At 66.4% G+C, this 14,757-nt stretch carries 16 protein-coding genes; 5 read left to right on the top strand and 11 right to left on the bottom strand.

Features of this window, described 5'->3' with window-relative positions; translation table 11 throughout:
• Positions 1-90: 90 nt before the first annotated feature.
• The 10 genes from KUV65_RS00540 to KUV65_RS00495 all read right to left on the bottom strand — a co-directional run bounded on the left by KUV65_RS00540 (position 91) and on the right by KUV65_RS00495 (position 8,910).
• Positions 91-1,344, bottom strand: a complete 1,254-nt coding sequence (locus KUV65_RS00540; protein ID WP_261331635.1) for a DNA-packaging protein — start codon at positions 1,342-1,344, stop codon at positions 91-93.
• Positions 1,345-1,360: 16 nt separating this feature from the next.
• Entirely contained in the window at positions 1,361-1,717 is a 357-nt protein-coding gene (locus KUV65_RS00535) for a hypothetical protein (protein ID WP_222186909.1), read from the bottom strand.
• A 311-nt stretch (positions 1,718-2,028) separates the two neighbouring features.
• Positions 2,029-3,186, bottom strand: a complete 1,158-nt coding sequence (mltG, locus tag KUV65_RS00530) for an endolytic transglycosylase MltG (protein WP_222186908.1) — start codon at positions 3,184-3,186, stop codon at positions 2,029-2,031.
• Between the two features lie 6 nt (positions 3,187-3,192).
• A complete protein-coding gene (fabF, locus tag KUV65_RS00525) occupies positions 3,193-4,449 on the bottom strand; it encodes a beta-ketoacyl-ACP synthase II (protein WP_222186906.1) in 1,257 nt (418 codons plus the stop codon).
• A gap of 182 nt (positions 4,450-4,631) precedes the next feature.
• Entirely contained in the window at positions 4,632-4,865 is a 234-nt protein-coding gene (locus KUV65_RS00520; protein ID WP_222186905.1) for an acyl carrier protein, read from the bottom strand.
• Between the two features lie 211 nt (positions 4,866-5,076).
• The gene (fabG, locus tag KUV65_RS00515; protein ID WP_222186904.1) at positions 5,077-5,814 is read right to left on the bottom strand and encodes a 3-oxoacyl-ACP reductase FabG; all 738 of its coding nucleotides are present in this window, start codon (positions 5,812-5,814) and stop codon (positions 5,077-5,079) included.
• 79 nt (positions 5,815-5,893) lie between these two features.
• Complete coding sequence (locus KUV65_RS00510) at positions 5,894-6,469, bottom strand: hypothetical protein (RefSeq protein WP_222186902.1); 576 nt, start codon at positions 6,467-6,469, stop codon at positions 5,894-5,896.
• Entirely contained in the window at positions 6,462-7,403 is a 942-nt protein-coding gene (gene fabD / locus KUV65_RS00505) for an ACP S-malonyltransferase (protein WP_222186901.1), read from the bottom strand. Before fabD ends, KUV65_RS00510 begins: the two co-directional genes overlap by 8 nt.
• A 109-nt stretch (positions 7,404-7,512) precedes the next feature.
• Entirely contained in the window at positions 7,513-8,499 is a 987-nt protein-coding gene (locus KUV65_RS00500; RefSeq protein WP_222186900.1) for a hypothetical protein, read from the bottom strand.
• A 207-nt stretch (positions 8,500-8,706) separates the two neighbouring features.
• Complete coding sequence (locus KUV65_RS00495) at positions 8,707-8,910, bottom strand: hypothetical protein (RefSeq protein WP_222186898.1); 204 nt, start codon at positions 8,908-8,910, stop codon at positions 8,707-8,709.
• Positions 8,911-9,287: 377 nt separating this feature from the next.
• Between KUV65_RS00495 and rpsF the strand changes: the two genes are divergently transcribed.
• From rpsF to KUV65_RS00470, 5 genes are all read left to right on the top strand, one after another.
• A complete protein-coding gene (rpsF, locus tag KUV65_RS00490; RefSeq protein ID WP_222186897.1) occupies positions 9,288-9,641 on the top strand; it encodes a 30S ribosomal protein S6 in 354 nt (117 codons plus the stop codon).
• Between the two features lie 15 nt (positions 9,642-9,656).
• On the top strand, positions 9,657-9,884 hold the full coding sequence (gene rpsR / locus KUV65_RS00485; RefSeq protein WP_222186896.1) for a 30S ribosomal protein S18: 228 nt from the start codon (positions 9,657-9,659) through the stop codon (positions 9,882-9,884).
• A 12-nt stretch (positions 9,885-9,896) separates the two neighbouring features.
• Positions 9,897-10,526 carry a 50S ribosomal protein L9 gene (rplI, locus tag KUV65_RS00480; RefSeq protein ID WP_222186895.1) on the top strand — a complete coding sequence of 210 codons (630 nt, stop codon included), beginning with the start codon at positions 9,897-9,899 and terminating at the stop codon, positions 10,524-10,526.
• Positions 10,527-11,143: 617 nt separating this feature from the next.
• Positions 11,144-12,790 carry an Ig-like domain-containing protein gene (locus tag KUV65_RS00475; RefSeq protein ID WP_222186894.1) on the top strand — a complete coding sequence of 549 codons (1,647 nt, stop codon included), beginning with the start codon at positions 11,144-11,146 and terminating at the stop codon, positions 12,788-12,790.
• Positions 12,791-12,977: 187 nt separating this feature from the next.
• Positions 12,978-14,201: a PQQ-dependent sugar dehydrogenase gene (locus KUV65_RS00470; protein WP_261331555.1), complete on the top strand. Its 1,224-nt coding sequence runs from the start codon at positions 12,978-12,980 to the stop codon at positions 14,199-14,201.
• A 67-nt stretch (positions 14,202-14,268) separates the two neighbouring features.
• Here KUV65_RS00470 and KUV65_RS00465 read toward each other — a convergent pair whose 3' ends face one another.
• A complete protein-coding gene (locus tag KUV65_RS00465; RefSeq protein WP_222186893.1) occupies positions 14,269-14,724 on the bottom strand; it encodes a hypothetical protein in 456 nt (151 codons plus the stop codon).
• Positions 14,725-14,757: the final 33 nt, after the last annotated feature.

Below are 14,757 nucleotides of genomic sequence, written 5' to 3'. Positions count from 1 at the left end.
GCGCTTACTCTCCTCAAGCCATGCGAATAGGCGCGGCGACCGGGTGGTGCCGCGTGACGGGCGCCGGGGCGCCGTCGGGTCAAATGTGGGTCAGAGCCCGCGGATCGCGGGGGTCAACTGGCGGGCGGCGGGCGCGATCAGCCCATCGGTCAGCGCCCAGACGAGCGCATCGAGCCGGTCAGGGCTGCGCCCGCCCTGGTAGCCGGTCAGCGTCATGCGGCACATCTCGTCTTCCAACTCGGGCAGGCTGCCCAGATGCGCGACGCGCCCCTGTTCGTAGAGCGCGGCGACGGGCTCGGCGCGGGCGGCCTTGCCACGGGCGGCACGCACGGCGCGGTAATTCACCAGCGGGTCCACCTGCCGCATCAGCGTTTCGACGAGATCGCCGCCCTGGTTCACCTCGGCCACCATGCGGGCGGCGTCGTGGCGGTGATAGGCGGCGCTGGCGGCCTCGGCCCATTCCGTCGGGCTGACGGCGCGCAGGCTGCAGTCCTCCAGCACCACGGCGCGCCAGTCCCGCACCGGCCCCTGTTCGACGATCCCGACCACGACGATGCCGCAGGCGTCCGAGGCATCGTGGCCCGTGACCGGCGGGTCGACGGCGACGATCACGCGCATGCCCTCGGGGTAGACCCCGGTGCGTGTGCGGTCGATCTGCGCCCGTTGCCACAGCGCGCCCTCGACATCGTCCAGAAGCTCGCCCGCCAGTTCCTGCCGCCCCAGCCGGGTGCCGGCATAGCGCGCCTGCACTTCCTCCAGGAAGGAGGGGGCGAGGAAGGCGCGGTTGGCCTCGGTCGGCGCGTGGGTCATCACCGTCGAGGGCCGCGCCAGCAGGTCCTTCAGCGCGGGCACGTTGCGCGGCGTGGTGGTGACCACGGCCTGCGGGTGCTGGCCGAGGCGAAGGCCGAATTGCAGCATGTCCCAAGTCTCCTGCGCGTTGGGCCACTTGGCCAGTTCATCGGCCCAGGCGGCGTCGAATTGCGGGCCGCGAAGGGCCTCGGGGTCGTGGGCCGAAAACAGCCGCGCCTCGGCCCCGTTCGGCCAGAGCAGCATCCGTTCGGACGCCACCCAGCGCGGTTTGCGGTCGGGGGGAGAGCAGGCGAGGATCCCGCTCTCCCCTTTCACCATCACGGCCAGCGCCTGATCGTAGGTTTCACCAATCAGCGCCACGCGGCGGGCGCGGCCCGGGTCGCGCGGGCCCGAGCCCTCGACCATGGACCGCACCCATTCGGAGCCGGCGCGGGTCTTGCCCGCGCCGCGCCCGCCCATGACAACCCAGCTGCGCCAGTCCCCGTCCGGCGCCAGCTGGTGCGGCAGCGCCCAGAACTCGAAGAGCCAAGGCAGCGCCGCCAGCGCGTTGTCACTCAGGCTGTCCAGAAACGCCGCCTGCGCCTCCTGCGTCGCGGAGGCAAGCGAGCCGAAAGTCGATCTCGGCGCGCGCCCCGTCGAGGTCGAGCATGCATCCGTTTCGGTCGGCGCCGAATCTCTTGCTTCCTGCAGCACGGGCTTTCTCCTGCATCTCCATGGTGAACATCAGGGCGTTGTTCATCGCCTTGACGTCCTTCATGACTTCCTTTTCCCCGGTCTCCGGCATGCTCTTGAGCACGCGGACGGTGTCCCTGAGCGCTTCGATCGTGGTTTCGAACGCCTCCATGGCGTAGGCGACGACCTTCTCCGCCTGGTCCAGGGTGAGTTCGAGTTGAATGTTTTCGGTCATTGAAATGTCCCCGTGGGTTGAAACCGCCTCCCGGGAACGAACAGGACATGAAAAAACGGCCCCAAGGGTTTCCCCCGGGCCGTTCACCCACGTCATCCAGCGTGCCTAAAGAGGTGCCATGGACCGTGCGCAGGGTCAAGAGTTTTTGTGTTTTCAAATGGTTAACACACGCACCGCACGGTAACGACTTGTTAACCCGGCCCCTGCTTCATCTTGGCAAGAAAACTCGAAAAGCGGCCACAGGCCGCCGCGCGCGGGCGGGGGTCAAGACCCCGCGCGCGCGCGACCCGTCCAGGGCCAAGCCCTTGATTTCACTGGTTGGCGCGTTCGGCCTCGATCTGCCGCCAGCGGGCGACATTCTCGTTATGCTCGGCCAATGTCTCGGCAAAGGCATGCCCGCCCGTGCCATCGGCGACGAAGAACACGTAGGGCGTTTCGTCGGGGTCAAGCGCCGCCTCGATCGCCGCGCGGCCCGGATTGGCGATGGGCGTGGGCGGCAGACCGTCGATGACATAGGTGTTGTAGGGCGTCTCGGCCCGCAGTTCCGAGGCGCGAATCCCCCGTCCCAGCACGCCCTGCCCGTTCGTGATTCCATAGATCACCGTCGGGTCGGTCTGCAGGCGCATGCCGCGGTTCAGGCGGTTGACGAAGACGCTGGCCACCTGCCGCCGTTCCTCGGGCACGCCGGTTTCCTTCTCGATGATCGAGGCGAGGATCAGCGCCTCTTCCGGGCTGGCCAGCGGCAGGCCGTCGACGCGGTTCTCCCATGCCTCGGCCAGGATCGCCGCCTGCGCCTCCTGCATCTGGGCCAGCAACTCGTTGCGGTCGGCCCCGCGGCGCATCTCGTAGGTGTCGGGGGCCAGCATCCCCTCGGGCGGGATCTCGGTCACCTCGCCGGTCAGGAAATCGGCGCGGTTCAACCCCTCGACGATCTGCCAGCTGGTCAGGCCCTCGGGGATCGCCACGCGGTAGAAATTGATCGAGTCGCTCTCGACCAGTTCGCGGTAGATCGCGGGGATCTCGTCGTCATAGGAGAAATCGGCCAGTTCGCGCAGCGCCTCTTCCCCCGGCACGCGTTCGCGCAGGCGCAACTCGCCCGTGCCGTCGATGCGCAGGACATAGGTGGCGAGGTAGCGGAAGGTCGAGGGGCCGCCGGTGGTCACGATATCGAGGATCTCGGCCATGGAGGCACCGGCCGGGATCTCGTAATTGCCGAAGCGCAAATCGCCCGCGCGGTCGGCATACTCGGTGCCGAGGCGGAAGATCATGGCGTTGGTGATGGCGCCCGCCTCTTCCAGCCCGGCCGAGACCTCGGACAGCGAGGCGCCGCGCGGCACCTCGTAGAAGACCGGCTGATCGAGCGGGCCCTCGGCCTCGAACTGGTGCTGTCCCCAGCCGATGACGCCCGCCAGCGCGATCAGCGCCACGATCAGAAAGCTCATCCCGTTCGCGGCAACGGATTTCCACATGGCCGGTTACACCTTGCCCATGATGAGGCAGGCATTGGTGCCGCCGAAGCCGAAGCTGTTGGATTGCACCGTGTTGATCTCGGCCTTGACCGCCGCATTGGCGCAGAGGTTGATCGACGTCTCGGCGGCGGGGTTGTCGAGGTTGATGGTGGGCGGGGCCACCTGGTCGCGCAGGGCGAGGATCGAGAAGATCGCCTCGATCGCGCCGGCAGCCCCCAGAAGGTGGCCGGTCATCGACTTGGTCGAGGACATCAGCACCTTGGAGGCGTGATCGCCCATCACACGCTCGACGGCGGCCAGTTCGATCGTGTCGGCCATGGTCGAGGTGCCATGCGCGTTGACATAGTCGATATCGGAGGCCTGTAGCCCCGCGCGTTTCAGCGCCGCGCGCATGGCGCGCTCGGCGCCTTCGTGATCGGGCGGCGGGGCGGTGATGTGATAGGCATCGCCCGACAGGCCGTAGCCGAGGATCTCGCCGTAGATCCTGGCGCCGCGCGCCTTGGCGTGTTCGTATTCCTCCAGCACGACGATGCCCGCGCCCTCGCCCATGACGAAGCCGTCGCTATCGGCATCCCAGGGGCGCGAGGCCTTGGTCGGATCGTCGGCGCGTTTGGTCGAGAGCGCCTTGCAGGCGTTGAACCCCGCGATGCCGATGCCGCAGATCGGCGATTCCGCGCCGCCCGCGACCATCACGTCGGCATCGCCCCACTGGATCAGGCGGGCCGCGTCGCCGATGGCATGCGCCCCGGTCGAGCAGGCGGTGACGACGGCGTGGTTCGGTCCCTTGAAACCGTAGCGGATCGAGACCTGACCCGAGACAAGGTTGATCAGCGCGCCCGGCACGAAGAAGGGCGACACGCGGCGCGGCCCCTTTTCGTTCAGGGTGATTGAGGTGTCGGCGATGGAACTCAAGCCCCCGATGCCCGAGCCGATCAGGACGCCGGTGCGCTCCAGCGCGTCGGTGTCTTCGGGCGTCCAGCCCGCATCCTTGATCGCCTGGTCGGCGGCGGCGAGGCCGTAGAGGATGAACTCATCGACCTTGCGCTGCTCCTTGGGCTCCATCCAGTCGTCGGGATTGAAGGTGCCGTTCGACCCGTCCCCGCGCGGCAATTCGCAGGCATAGGTGGTGCCATAGCCCGTCGTATCGAACCGCGTGATCGGGCCTGCGCCCGACTCTCCGGCCAACAGACGCGACCAGGTTTCCTCGACCCCGCAGGCCAGCGGCGTCACCAGCCCCAGCCCCGTCACAACCACTCGACGCATGTTTCTCGCCCCTTCGTTCGAAACTCCGCGTCCTGATACCGTCAGAGGGGGACCGGGGGCAATCCCCTGCCCGACCTGACCTCGGCAAGGATGCGCTTGCCCTGCAAACGAAATCCGGTCGGAAACGAAAAACGGCGCCCCGGGCGGGACGCCGTTTTCCGAACTTCGATCAGGACAGGCGCTTACTGCGCTTCCTTGATGAACTTGACCGCGTCGCCGAAGGTCTGGATCGTCTCGGCGGCGTCATCGGGGATCTCGATGCCGAACTCTTCCTCGAAGGCCATGACCAGCTCGACCGTATCCAGCGAGTCGGCACCCAGGTCGTCGATGAACGAGGCGTTCTCGGTCACCTTGTCCTCTTCCACGCTCAGGTGCTCGACAACGATTTTCTTCACGCGATCTGCGACGTCGCTCATCTTGATGTCCTCATTCCTTGGTCGCGCCCCTCGTCTCTTCGGGCGCTCTAGGTTTGCGTTCTGCCTCTCCGGCCGCTCACTCGCCCCCGAGGGGGCCGACCGGGAGACAACATGCCCCCGGCAAATCTGCGCCGCTCATATCACAGATTTTTTCGAAGGCAATGGGGAGAGCCGGGCAAAATGACGCCGCGTCAGGCCCCCATCCCTCGGCTCAGATCATCGCCATGCCGCCGTTGACATGCAGCGTGGCGCCCGTGACGTAGCCCGCCTCGGCGCTGGCGAGGTAGAGCACGGCCGAGGCGATCTCGGCGGGGCTGCCCATGCGGCCCGCCGGGATCTGCGACAGGATCTTGCCCTTCTGGTCGTCGTTGAGCTTGTCCGTCATCGCCGTTTCGATGAAGCCCGGCGCGACGCAGTTCACCGTGATGCCGCGGCTGGCGACCTCGTAGGCGAGCGACTTGGACATGCCGACCATGCCCGCCTTGGCGGCGGCGTAGTTGCCCTGCCCCGGATTGCCGGTGGCGCCCACGACCGAGGTGATGTTCACGATGCGGCCCCAGCGGGCCTTCATCATACCGCGCAACGCGCCGCGGCACAGGCGCATGGCGGCGGTCAGGTTCACGTCGAGCACCTGCGCCCATTCCTCGTCGGACATGCGCATGAACAGGTTGTCGCGGGTGATCCCGGCGTTGTTCACGAGGATATCGAGCGATCCCATCGCCTCGACGGCCTGTTTCGGCAGCGCCTCGACGGCTTCGGGGTCGGAGAGGTTGCAGGGCAGGACATGGGCGCGCTCGGCCAGATCGGCGGCCAGCGCCTCCAGCGGTTCGACCCGCGTGCCCGACAGGCCGACCGTTGCGCCCGCCGCGTGCAGCGCGCGCGCCACCTCGGCCCCGATGCCGCCCGATGCGCCGGTGACCAGCGCCGTTTTCCCATTCAGCTCGAACATACCCGTGCCTCCGCTCCGTGGATTTGCGGCTTTCCCTAGCAGGTCGCGGCGCGGCGTTCCATAGCCCGGGCTGCCGCGCCTAGTCAGCCGACAGAAGCGGGCGGATCAGGGCGCTGTCCGGCTCCAGAAGGTGAAGACCGCCCTCGGCCCGCAGCGCCTCGATGGCGAGGGCGACCCCCTCGTCGCCGAGCATCGCGGTGGAAAAGCGCCGCCGTTCGGCCGCCGCGACCGGGCTGCGGTCGAATGGAAGGCCAAGCTCACGCGCGCTTTCGGCATCGGTGACGCGCAGGGTGCCGCCGTCGATCCGCCGTTCAACACCTGCCAGCCACAGCAGGATCGCGTCATTGTCCAGCGTGCCGACCGCCCGCGTCGTCAGCCCGGCATTGCGAAAGTGGTAGCCGATGGCCAGCAGCCAGTTGGCGTCATCGGTGCCGATGATGTCGCCCAGAACCACCTCGGTCAGGCCGGGGTGCTGCTCCAGCAGGTTGGTGACACGCTCCGTACTGGCACCGGTGATCTTGCCCTCGACATGGAGCCGCGTGCCATCCTCGACGCGGAATGTCGTCGCCCCCGCCATGGCAAGCACCAGCAACGCGGCGGTGCCGCCCACGGCCACGACAAGGCCGAGCGCCCAGTATAGGAGTCTTTTACGCATCGAGCGCGGCGGCGGCGGCCTTAACCTCGTCGGGGGTGCTGACGGCGCGGGTCGCGACGGCGCGGTCGATGCGCTTGACCATGCCCGACAGCGCCTTGCCTGCGCCGATCTCCCACATCTCGGTCACGCCATGGGCGGCCATCCACATCACGCTTTCGCGCCAACGGACACGGCCCGTCACCTGCGCGACGAGGTTGGTGCGGATCACTGTGGGCGAGCTTTCGGCCTGCGCGGTGACATTGCCGACCAGCGGCACAACCGGGGCGTTCATGTCGACCTCGGCCAGCGCCTTGGCCATGGCGTCGGCGGCGGGCTGCATCAGGGCGCAATGGAACGGGGCGGAGACGGGCAGCATCACGGCGCGCTTGGCGCCGCGCTCCTTGGCGATCTCGGTCGCGCGGGCAACGGCCTCGCGGTGGCCCGAGATCACGACCTGCGCCGGGTCGTTGTCATTGGCGGCTTCGCAGATCTCGCCTTGCGCGGCCTCGGCGGCGACCGCGGTCGCGGTGTCGAAATCGAGGCCCAGAAGCGCGGCCATCGCGCCCTCGCCCGCCGGAACGGCCTGTTGCATCGCCTCGCCCCGGACGCGCAGAAGCCGCGCGGCATCGCCGATGCTGAGTGCGCCCGCGGCGGCCAGCGCGGAATATTCGCCCAGCGAGTGACCCGCGACATAGGCCGCGCGGCCGACCTCGACCCCTTCGGCCCTGAGCGCGGCCATCGCGGCCATCGAGGTCGCCATCAGCGCGGGCTGGGCGTTGCGCGTGAGGGTCAGGTCGTCCTGCTCGCCCTCCCAGATCAGGGTCGAGAGTTTCTCGCCCAGCGCGGCGTCCACCTCGTCGAAAACGGCGCGGGCCTCGGGATAGGCCTCGGCCAGGTCGCGTCCCATACCGATGGTCTGGGCCCCCTGGCCGGGAAAGATGAAGGCGCGGGTCATGGTATGCTCTCCCTCGGGCGGTCAATCACTTGACCGAGGGGGCTATCGCAAAGCCTGCGCCGGGGCAATCGGCAAGCGGCGCCGCTTGCTGCCGCGCGGGGCGGCCGGCTCAGTCCTTGAGGCGGATGCGGATATCCACGTCGTCGCAGGTGTCCCCACCGTAGGTGCCGATGTAGATATCGACCTGCCCGTTCAGCGCCAGCATATCGTAGAGGCGCAGGCGGGAGTTGAGGCCAGAGCCGCTGTCGTCGTCGAAGTAGTAGGTGCCGTTGGCATCGCGGATCAGCAGGGTCGTGTCGCAGTCGCTATAGAGGCGCACCTCGAAACGGCTGAAATCATCCATGTCGGACAGGGTCAGCGAGATGGTGGGATCGGCGTAGACATAACCGGTTCCGTCGATCCCGGGGCATTGGCTGAGATGGGTGCCGCCGCCGGCGCTGACATCTCGGATCCACATCTGGTCGTCTTCGAGATCGGGACCGTTATTGGCATAGGGATCGCCAAGGTAATTGGTGCTCGGGCAGCCGACGACGGGGGTGGCCGGGTTGTAGGGGTCGGGGTCTGTCACCGGGTCGGGGTCTGTCACCGGGTCTGGATCGGAGGTGCCGTCGCCAGCGCCCGGGTCTGTGACGGGGTCGGTGGTCGGATCGGGGTCCGTCACCGGATCGGGGTCCGTCACCGGGTCTGGATCCGTCACAGGGTCGGGATCCGTGACGGGATCGACAACCACGACATCGGTCCCACCGTCATCCTGCCCCGGAGGAGCCCCGTCATCATCCGTGAAATCCCCCCAGCACCAATGCGCGTTGCCGGGGTTCGACGCGTCGCAATGGTCAGAATCGTTGCCGTGACCGTTGTTGCCGTTGCCCGACTGGGAGCCGTCATCCACCGGATCGGCAGCAACGGGAATGTACTCATCCCAGTCCGAGACGAATTCCTCTGCCTGGATCTCGTCACGCACGTTGCCGGTGTGCTCGGTCATGGAGCCGATGCCCATGTCGAACACAATCAGGCCCGAGGTGGTCAAGGCGCCCAGCAGCACCAGCCAGTCGATGGTGGCGACGCCGCCATCTTCGGCTTGGATGAAACGGGTCATGGTGCTGAGCCGGCGTGTCACGGGCAATACCTCCAGAATCGCGCCCGACGATCACCTGTCGTGGACGCACGTAGTCATGGAGGCGAAAATCTCCGGGAAATCGGGCTGAATTGCGGCAGGGGTGGGGAGACGTCATGGTTTCCGCCCCGAACGGCGGCGCGACACGGACAGGAAACCGGTCCGGAGGCCGGCACAGGCTTCGTGGCGTCAGTCGCTTTCGGCCGGCAAGGTCCAGGTCGTGTTGAAATGGGGGTCCTGCAATTCACTGGCCACGGTGGTCGAGTGATCACCGAGTGAGCCAGTCATCATGCTGAGCACCAACAAACCGGCCACCGTGAGCGCGCCCAGAAGAACGACCCAATCGACCGTGACGACGCCATCCTGGCGCCAGATGAACTGCGCAACGCGCATGGGGGCATCTCCTTTCCCAGGTAACGCAGCACTACGGCTGCAGACTTGAGACGCGAAACGGTCGGGTTGGCAGACCCGATTTGGGCAATATAGGGGCAGATCACGGCGCGAATTGGGCCGGCTGGCGGCAAAAGAATGGCATCTATGGGGAAGCCGCCGGTACGACCCCAAGATGTGGCCCGCACGCGCCGGGCCGGCCCACCAGGGCCACGGGCGACGCAGCGGTGCCGCGCGGGACTTGCCATCCTGCCTGCACGCGCGTATACGCGGCGCAATCTCCGCCAAGTCAATCTGAACGGCGTGCTCCCTCGTGGCCGGGGGGCGGAGATGGAAGCATCCGGCCTTTGAAAGACGCCCGAAACAGCACTGGAGATGACATGGCTCTCTATGAGCATGTGTTCATTGCGCGTCAGGACCTGTCGAACGCGCAAGCCGAAGGCCTGATCGAGCATTTCGGCACCGTCCTCAAGGACAATGGCGGCGAAGTGGTCGGCACCGAGTACTGGGGTGTCAAGACCATGGCCTACAAGATCAACAAGAACCGCAAGGGCCACTATGCCTACATGCGCACCGACGCCCCGGCGACGGCCGTGCAGGAGATGGAGCGCCTGATGCGCCTGCATGATGACGTGATGCGCGTCATGACCATCAAGGTCGACGAGCACGACGAGGGCCCCTCGGTTCAGATGCAGAAACGCGACGAGCGCGAAACGCGCCGCGAACGCCGCTAAGGAGAGGACAGGACAATGGCAGCCAAACCGTTTTTCCGTCGCCGCAAGACCGATCCGTTCGAGGGCGAGAACGCCCCCAAGATCGACTACAAGGACACCCGCCTCCTGCAGCGCTACATTTCCGAGCGCGGCAAGATCGTGCCTGCCCGCATCACCGCCGTGGGTGCCAAGAACCAGCGCAAGCTCGCCAAGGCGATCAAGCGTGCCCGGTTCCTGGCGCTCCTGCCCTACAGCGTGAAATAAGGAGCCCAAGTCATGGACGTTATCCTTCTGGAACGCGTGGCCAAGCTGGGCCAGATGGGCGAGGTCGTCTCGGTCAAGGACGGCTACGCCCGCAACTACCTTCTGCCGCAGAAGAAGGCCCTGCGCGCGAACGAGATGAACCTCGCCGCGTTCGAGCAGCAGAAAGCCCAGCTCGAGGCCCGCAACCTCGAAAGCAAGAAAGAGGCCGAAAGCCTCGCCGAGAAGCTGGACGGTCAGCAGTTCGTCATCATCCGCTCGGCATCGGACGCCGGTGCGCTCTACGGGTCGGTCTCGACCCGTGACGCCGCCGACGCCGCAACCGAGGCCGGCTTCAGCGTCGACCGCAAGCAGGTCGTCCTGTCGCGCCCGATCAAGGAACTGGGCCTGCACACCGTGCATGTCGTCCTGCACCCCGAGGTCGAGGCGAATATCGAACTGAACGTCGCCCGCTCGCCCGAAGAGGCCGAGCTGCAGGCGTCGGGCAAGTCGATCCAGGAACTGGCCGCCGAGGAAGAAGCCGCCGCGGAATTCGAGATCGCGGAACTCTTCGACGATATAGGCGCCGCGCAGCTGGACGATATGGACGAGGGCGCCGAAGCCCCGGCCGCAGAGACGACCGAGACCGAGGGCGACGAGGACTGATCCTCAGCCCCTCCACGCGACACGATCAGGCCGCTCCCTCGGGGGCGGCCTTTTTCTATGTTCGGGATCTGGCCCGGGGGCCGCTCGCCCGCCCGTCACCTGGTTGTGTGACCGGACGACAACCGCACTTCAAAATAGTTACACGAAACAATTTTCTCGCTTGCCCCAATTGCATCGAGCGATCTTTTCTCAGGCACACTGGGTCACGACAGATGGCGTGGGACGCATCGCGAGTCGTGACACTGATCGACAGATGTGTGGGGGACACGATGCGCGTTGCGATGAATTTGGGGCTGTTCGGGCGGATCTTGCTTTTGGCAATGGCCGTTGCCGTGTTTGGCGGTGCAGATCGGGCGCAGGCCGAAACGCCAGGTGATGTCATTGCATCGTATACTTTATTTCGATTCCTTGACGGCGTGAACGAGGCCGTGAACTTCGTCAGCACCCTACCCGCCGGGACGGTCGACACGATAAGGGTCAATGGCCACGTGACCCATTATCCCGGCTCGCTTGCCAGTGAAACGTACATTGTAATTCAAGCCTCTTCAGGGGAATCGATTCGAATAGACAATACGGCACTCGGACTACCAGCTAGCGATGGAAGGCATGAGTTTGATGTGTCCGTCCCGTTCCCGCCCACCCCGGCAACAGTCAGTTGGACAACGCGGCTCGGTGACAGCCGGGACAGCCGTCCTGGGGATGACGCAAACATTTACGTCACGGTTTCGTATATCGGCGACACTGGGGACGGCACGCCGCCGACTGCGACCGCGGTCACCCTCGCCTCGGACAATACCAACCCGGCCCTTGCGACCGAGGGCGACACGATCACCCTGTCCTTGACCTTTGACGAGGACGTGGTGGCGCCGAGTGTAACGATCCAGGGACAAACCGCACAAGTCACCGGCGCCGGCACCAGTTGGACCGCCAGCCTGACGGTCGGGGCGACAACGCCCGAGGGCAACGTCACCTTCGAGGTGAGCGGAATCGAGGACACCGCCGGCAACACGGCAGCCCCCGTCACTTCGACCACGGACACGAGCGCGGTCAGTGTAGATCGGACAGGCCCGGCGCTTAGCATCACGGGGGTTCCGGCCAGTTTCCAGCCAGGCGACGTGTTCAACGTGAGCTTCAATTTTGGCGAGGCCGTAAGCGGCTTCGATGCCTCCGACGTCGTCATCACCGGGGCGACGGCCGGGCCGCTAACCGGGGGGCTCGATGTCTATACCATGACCCTGACTGCCGATGGCACTGGCAATATCAGCGTCAGCGTTCCCGATGGTGCGGCGCAGGATGGGGCAGGCAACCCGTCGACCGCTGCAACGGTGACGGCGGCGCTCGACAGCGTCCCAGTCGCAAGCGAGATGATCGCCGATTTCATGGAAACCCGGGCGCGTAACCTGATCGCCAACCAGCCCGGTCTGACGCGGTTCCTGAATGGTCAGGATGGCGGCCAGTTCAACGCACAGGTCACCCGCGGCTTCGGCGATATCGACATCCATACCGGGGCAGGCCCCGTCTGGTTCAGCCTCAGCGGCTCGGCCACCGAATTCGACGACGGCGGCGACAGCGCCTATGCGCTGGCCACGCTCGGCGGTCATGTGGAGGTGAGTGATGGGCTGATCGTGGGTGGCATGCTGCAGTTCGACCATGCCGAGGACGACATGGGGGGCGGCGTGGAAACGCGCGGCACGGGCTGGCTGATTGGCCCCTACGTGGTGGCGCAACTGGGCGACCAGCCGCTCTTTTTCGAGGGGCGCCTGCTCTACGGCGAAAGCGACAACGAGGTCTCGCCCTTTGGCACCTTCACCGACGATTTCGAAAGCGAGCGCTGGCTGACCATGCTGGCCATCGAGGGCTCCTACGAGACCGAGGTGCTCCGGTATTTCCCCCGTCTGCAGCTCAGCCACGCCGTCGACACGCAACTGGCCTATGTCGACGGACTGGCGAACCTTGTGCCCGAACAGACCGTCCGCCTGAGCGAGGTGTCGGCAGGGGTCGATTTCGAGGCCCCGCTCTTTGGCGAGGACAGCGGTCACCTGCTGACCTGGGGCCTGTCGGGCATCTGGTCGCGGGTCGAAGGCGACGGCGCGGCCTCGGCCTATATCGACGACAGCGAAGGCGGCCGTGCGAGGCTGGACCTCGGCTACCGCTTCATGGGCGATGCCGGGCTGATGCTGAGCGGCGATCTGTTCGTCGACGGGATCGGCTCGGGCGACTTCATGACCTACGGCGCCGAGATCGGCCTGTCGATGGAGTTCTGAAACAGACGAGCCCATGGTTTGACGGCAAAGTCACAGGCCGCTCCCTCAGGGGCGGCCTTGTCCGTTGCGCAAGGCGCCCGGATCCTCGCGCCGATCCAACGATTGCGTGAGCGGCGGGAACTGGCCCATGCTGGGGCGTGTTGGGCTGTGGAAGAATACGACCACTTGCAGAAAGGACATGCCGTTTATGCGCACGCGCACGACCCTCTTTCGCCCGATCTTCTCGCTCTCCATGGCCGGGCTGATGGCCCTGCCCGCCCTGGCTCAGACCCCGGTGGTGGAAGGCGGCGAGAACCTGCCCTCGGCCGAGCCGGCCTTTGCCGAACAGACCGACGCGCCCGAACAGATCAGCGACCTGACGCTGGCGCGGCAGGACGTGGCGACGGGGCTGGAGCACCCCTGGGCGGTGGCGGTGCTGCCGAACGGAGCGGGCTATCTCGTGACCGAGCGCCCGGGCCGGTTGCGCCACATCACCCGCGACGGCGAGATCTCGGACCCGATCAGCGGCGTGCCCGAGGTGGACGCCCGCAGCCAGGGCGGCTTGCTGGACGTGGCCATCGCGCCGGATTTCGAAGACAGCCGGGTGATCTACCTGACCTATGCGCGCCCGATGGGCGACGGCATGACGGCCACCGCCGCCGCCCGCGCCCGCTTGTCCGAGGACATGACGGCCCTGAGCGGGGTCGAGGACATCTTCGTGCAATCGCCCCCCTCCCCCTCGCCCATGCATTTCGGTAGCCGCGTGGTGCCGACCGGGGACGGCCACCTCTTCATCACCACGGGCGAGCATTTCACCCGCGCCGAGCGGGACCTCGCGCAGGCGGTTTCGACCACCTATGGCAAGGTGGTGCGCGTGACGCCCGAGGGAGACGTGCCCGGTGACAACCCCTTCGTCGAAGCGGATGCGGCCCTCGGCGAGATCTGGACGCTGGGCCATCGCAACGTGCAGGGCGCGGCGTTGCACCCCGAGACGGGCGCGTTGTGGACCATTGAGCATGGCCCAGCGGGCGGCGACGAACTGAACCTGATCGAGGCGGGGGCGAATTACGGCTGGCCCATCGTGACCTATGGCGTGAACTACGACGGCACGCCCATCGGCGCCGAGCAGACCGCCCACGCGCCGGCCTTCGTCGAACCGCGCTATTACTGGGACCCGGTGATCGCGCCCGGTGGCATGGTGTTCTACGAGGGCGAGATGTTCCCCGAATGGCAGGGCGATATTCTCGCCTCGGGGTTGGTTGCGGCCTCGATCGTGCGGCTGGACCTGAACGGCGACACGGTCGCGGGCGAGGAATGGCTGATGCGGGGGATCGGCCGCGTACGCGACGTGGCCGTGGATGAGGATGGCGCGATCGTGACCGTGCTGGACTTGCCCGATGCGCCGCTGGTGCGCCTGGTGCGCGAGGACTGATCCGCTTGTCCGAAACGCAAAACGGCCCGCCAACTGGCGGGCCGTTCGCATGTCTGACCGTCTTGGATCAGAAGGTTTCCAGCGTCAGCGTGGCCGAGCAGTAGCCCGTGCCATAGGTGCCGACCCAGATGTCCCACACGCCATTGACCGGGTTGTAGACGTCGATCGAGGGGTTCAGGTTGCCCAGCCCGTCATCGTTGAACCACCAGCCGCCGGTCGAGTCATTGACCAGCAGGACGGTGTCGCAGCTGCCCACGGCGCGGATGTTCAGGCGGTTGTAGCCCTGCAGACCGTCGATGCGGAACTCAAAATCAGGGCGCGAGATGACATAACCCGAGTAGTTGAACCCACAGTTGCGCAGGTACTGGTCGCCACCGGCGGTGACCGAGTAGCTGTTCGGCGTCCAGAGGTCCTGGCCGGTGGTGTAATAGGATTGCACACCGGGAAGCTGATAGTTCGGGCAAGCGGCCGCGATGCCGGTCATGCCGATGAGGAACAGGACGGCGGCGAGAAGACGTTTCATGGGAAGATATCCTTGGACTTAGACGTGTTTTTC

It is taken from the genome of Maritalea mobilis (genome assembly GCF_019800885.1).
Taxonomy (GTDB): domain Bacteria; phylum Pseudomonadota; class Alphaproteobacteria; order Rhodobacterales; family Rhodobacteraceae; genus Roseibacterium; species Roseibacterium beibuensis.
This window is presented reverse-complemented; position numbering and strand designations above follow the sequence as displayed.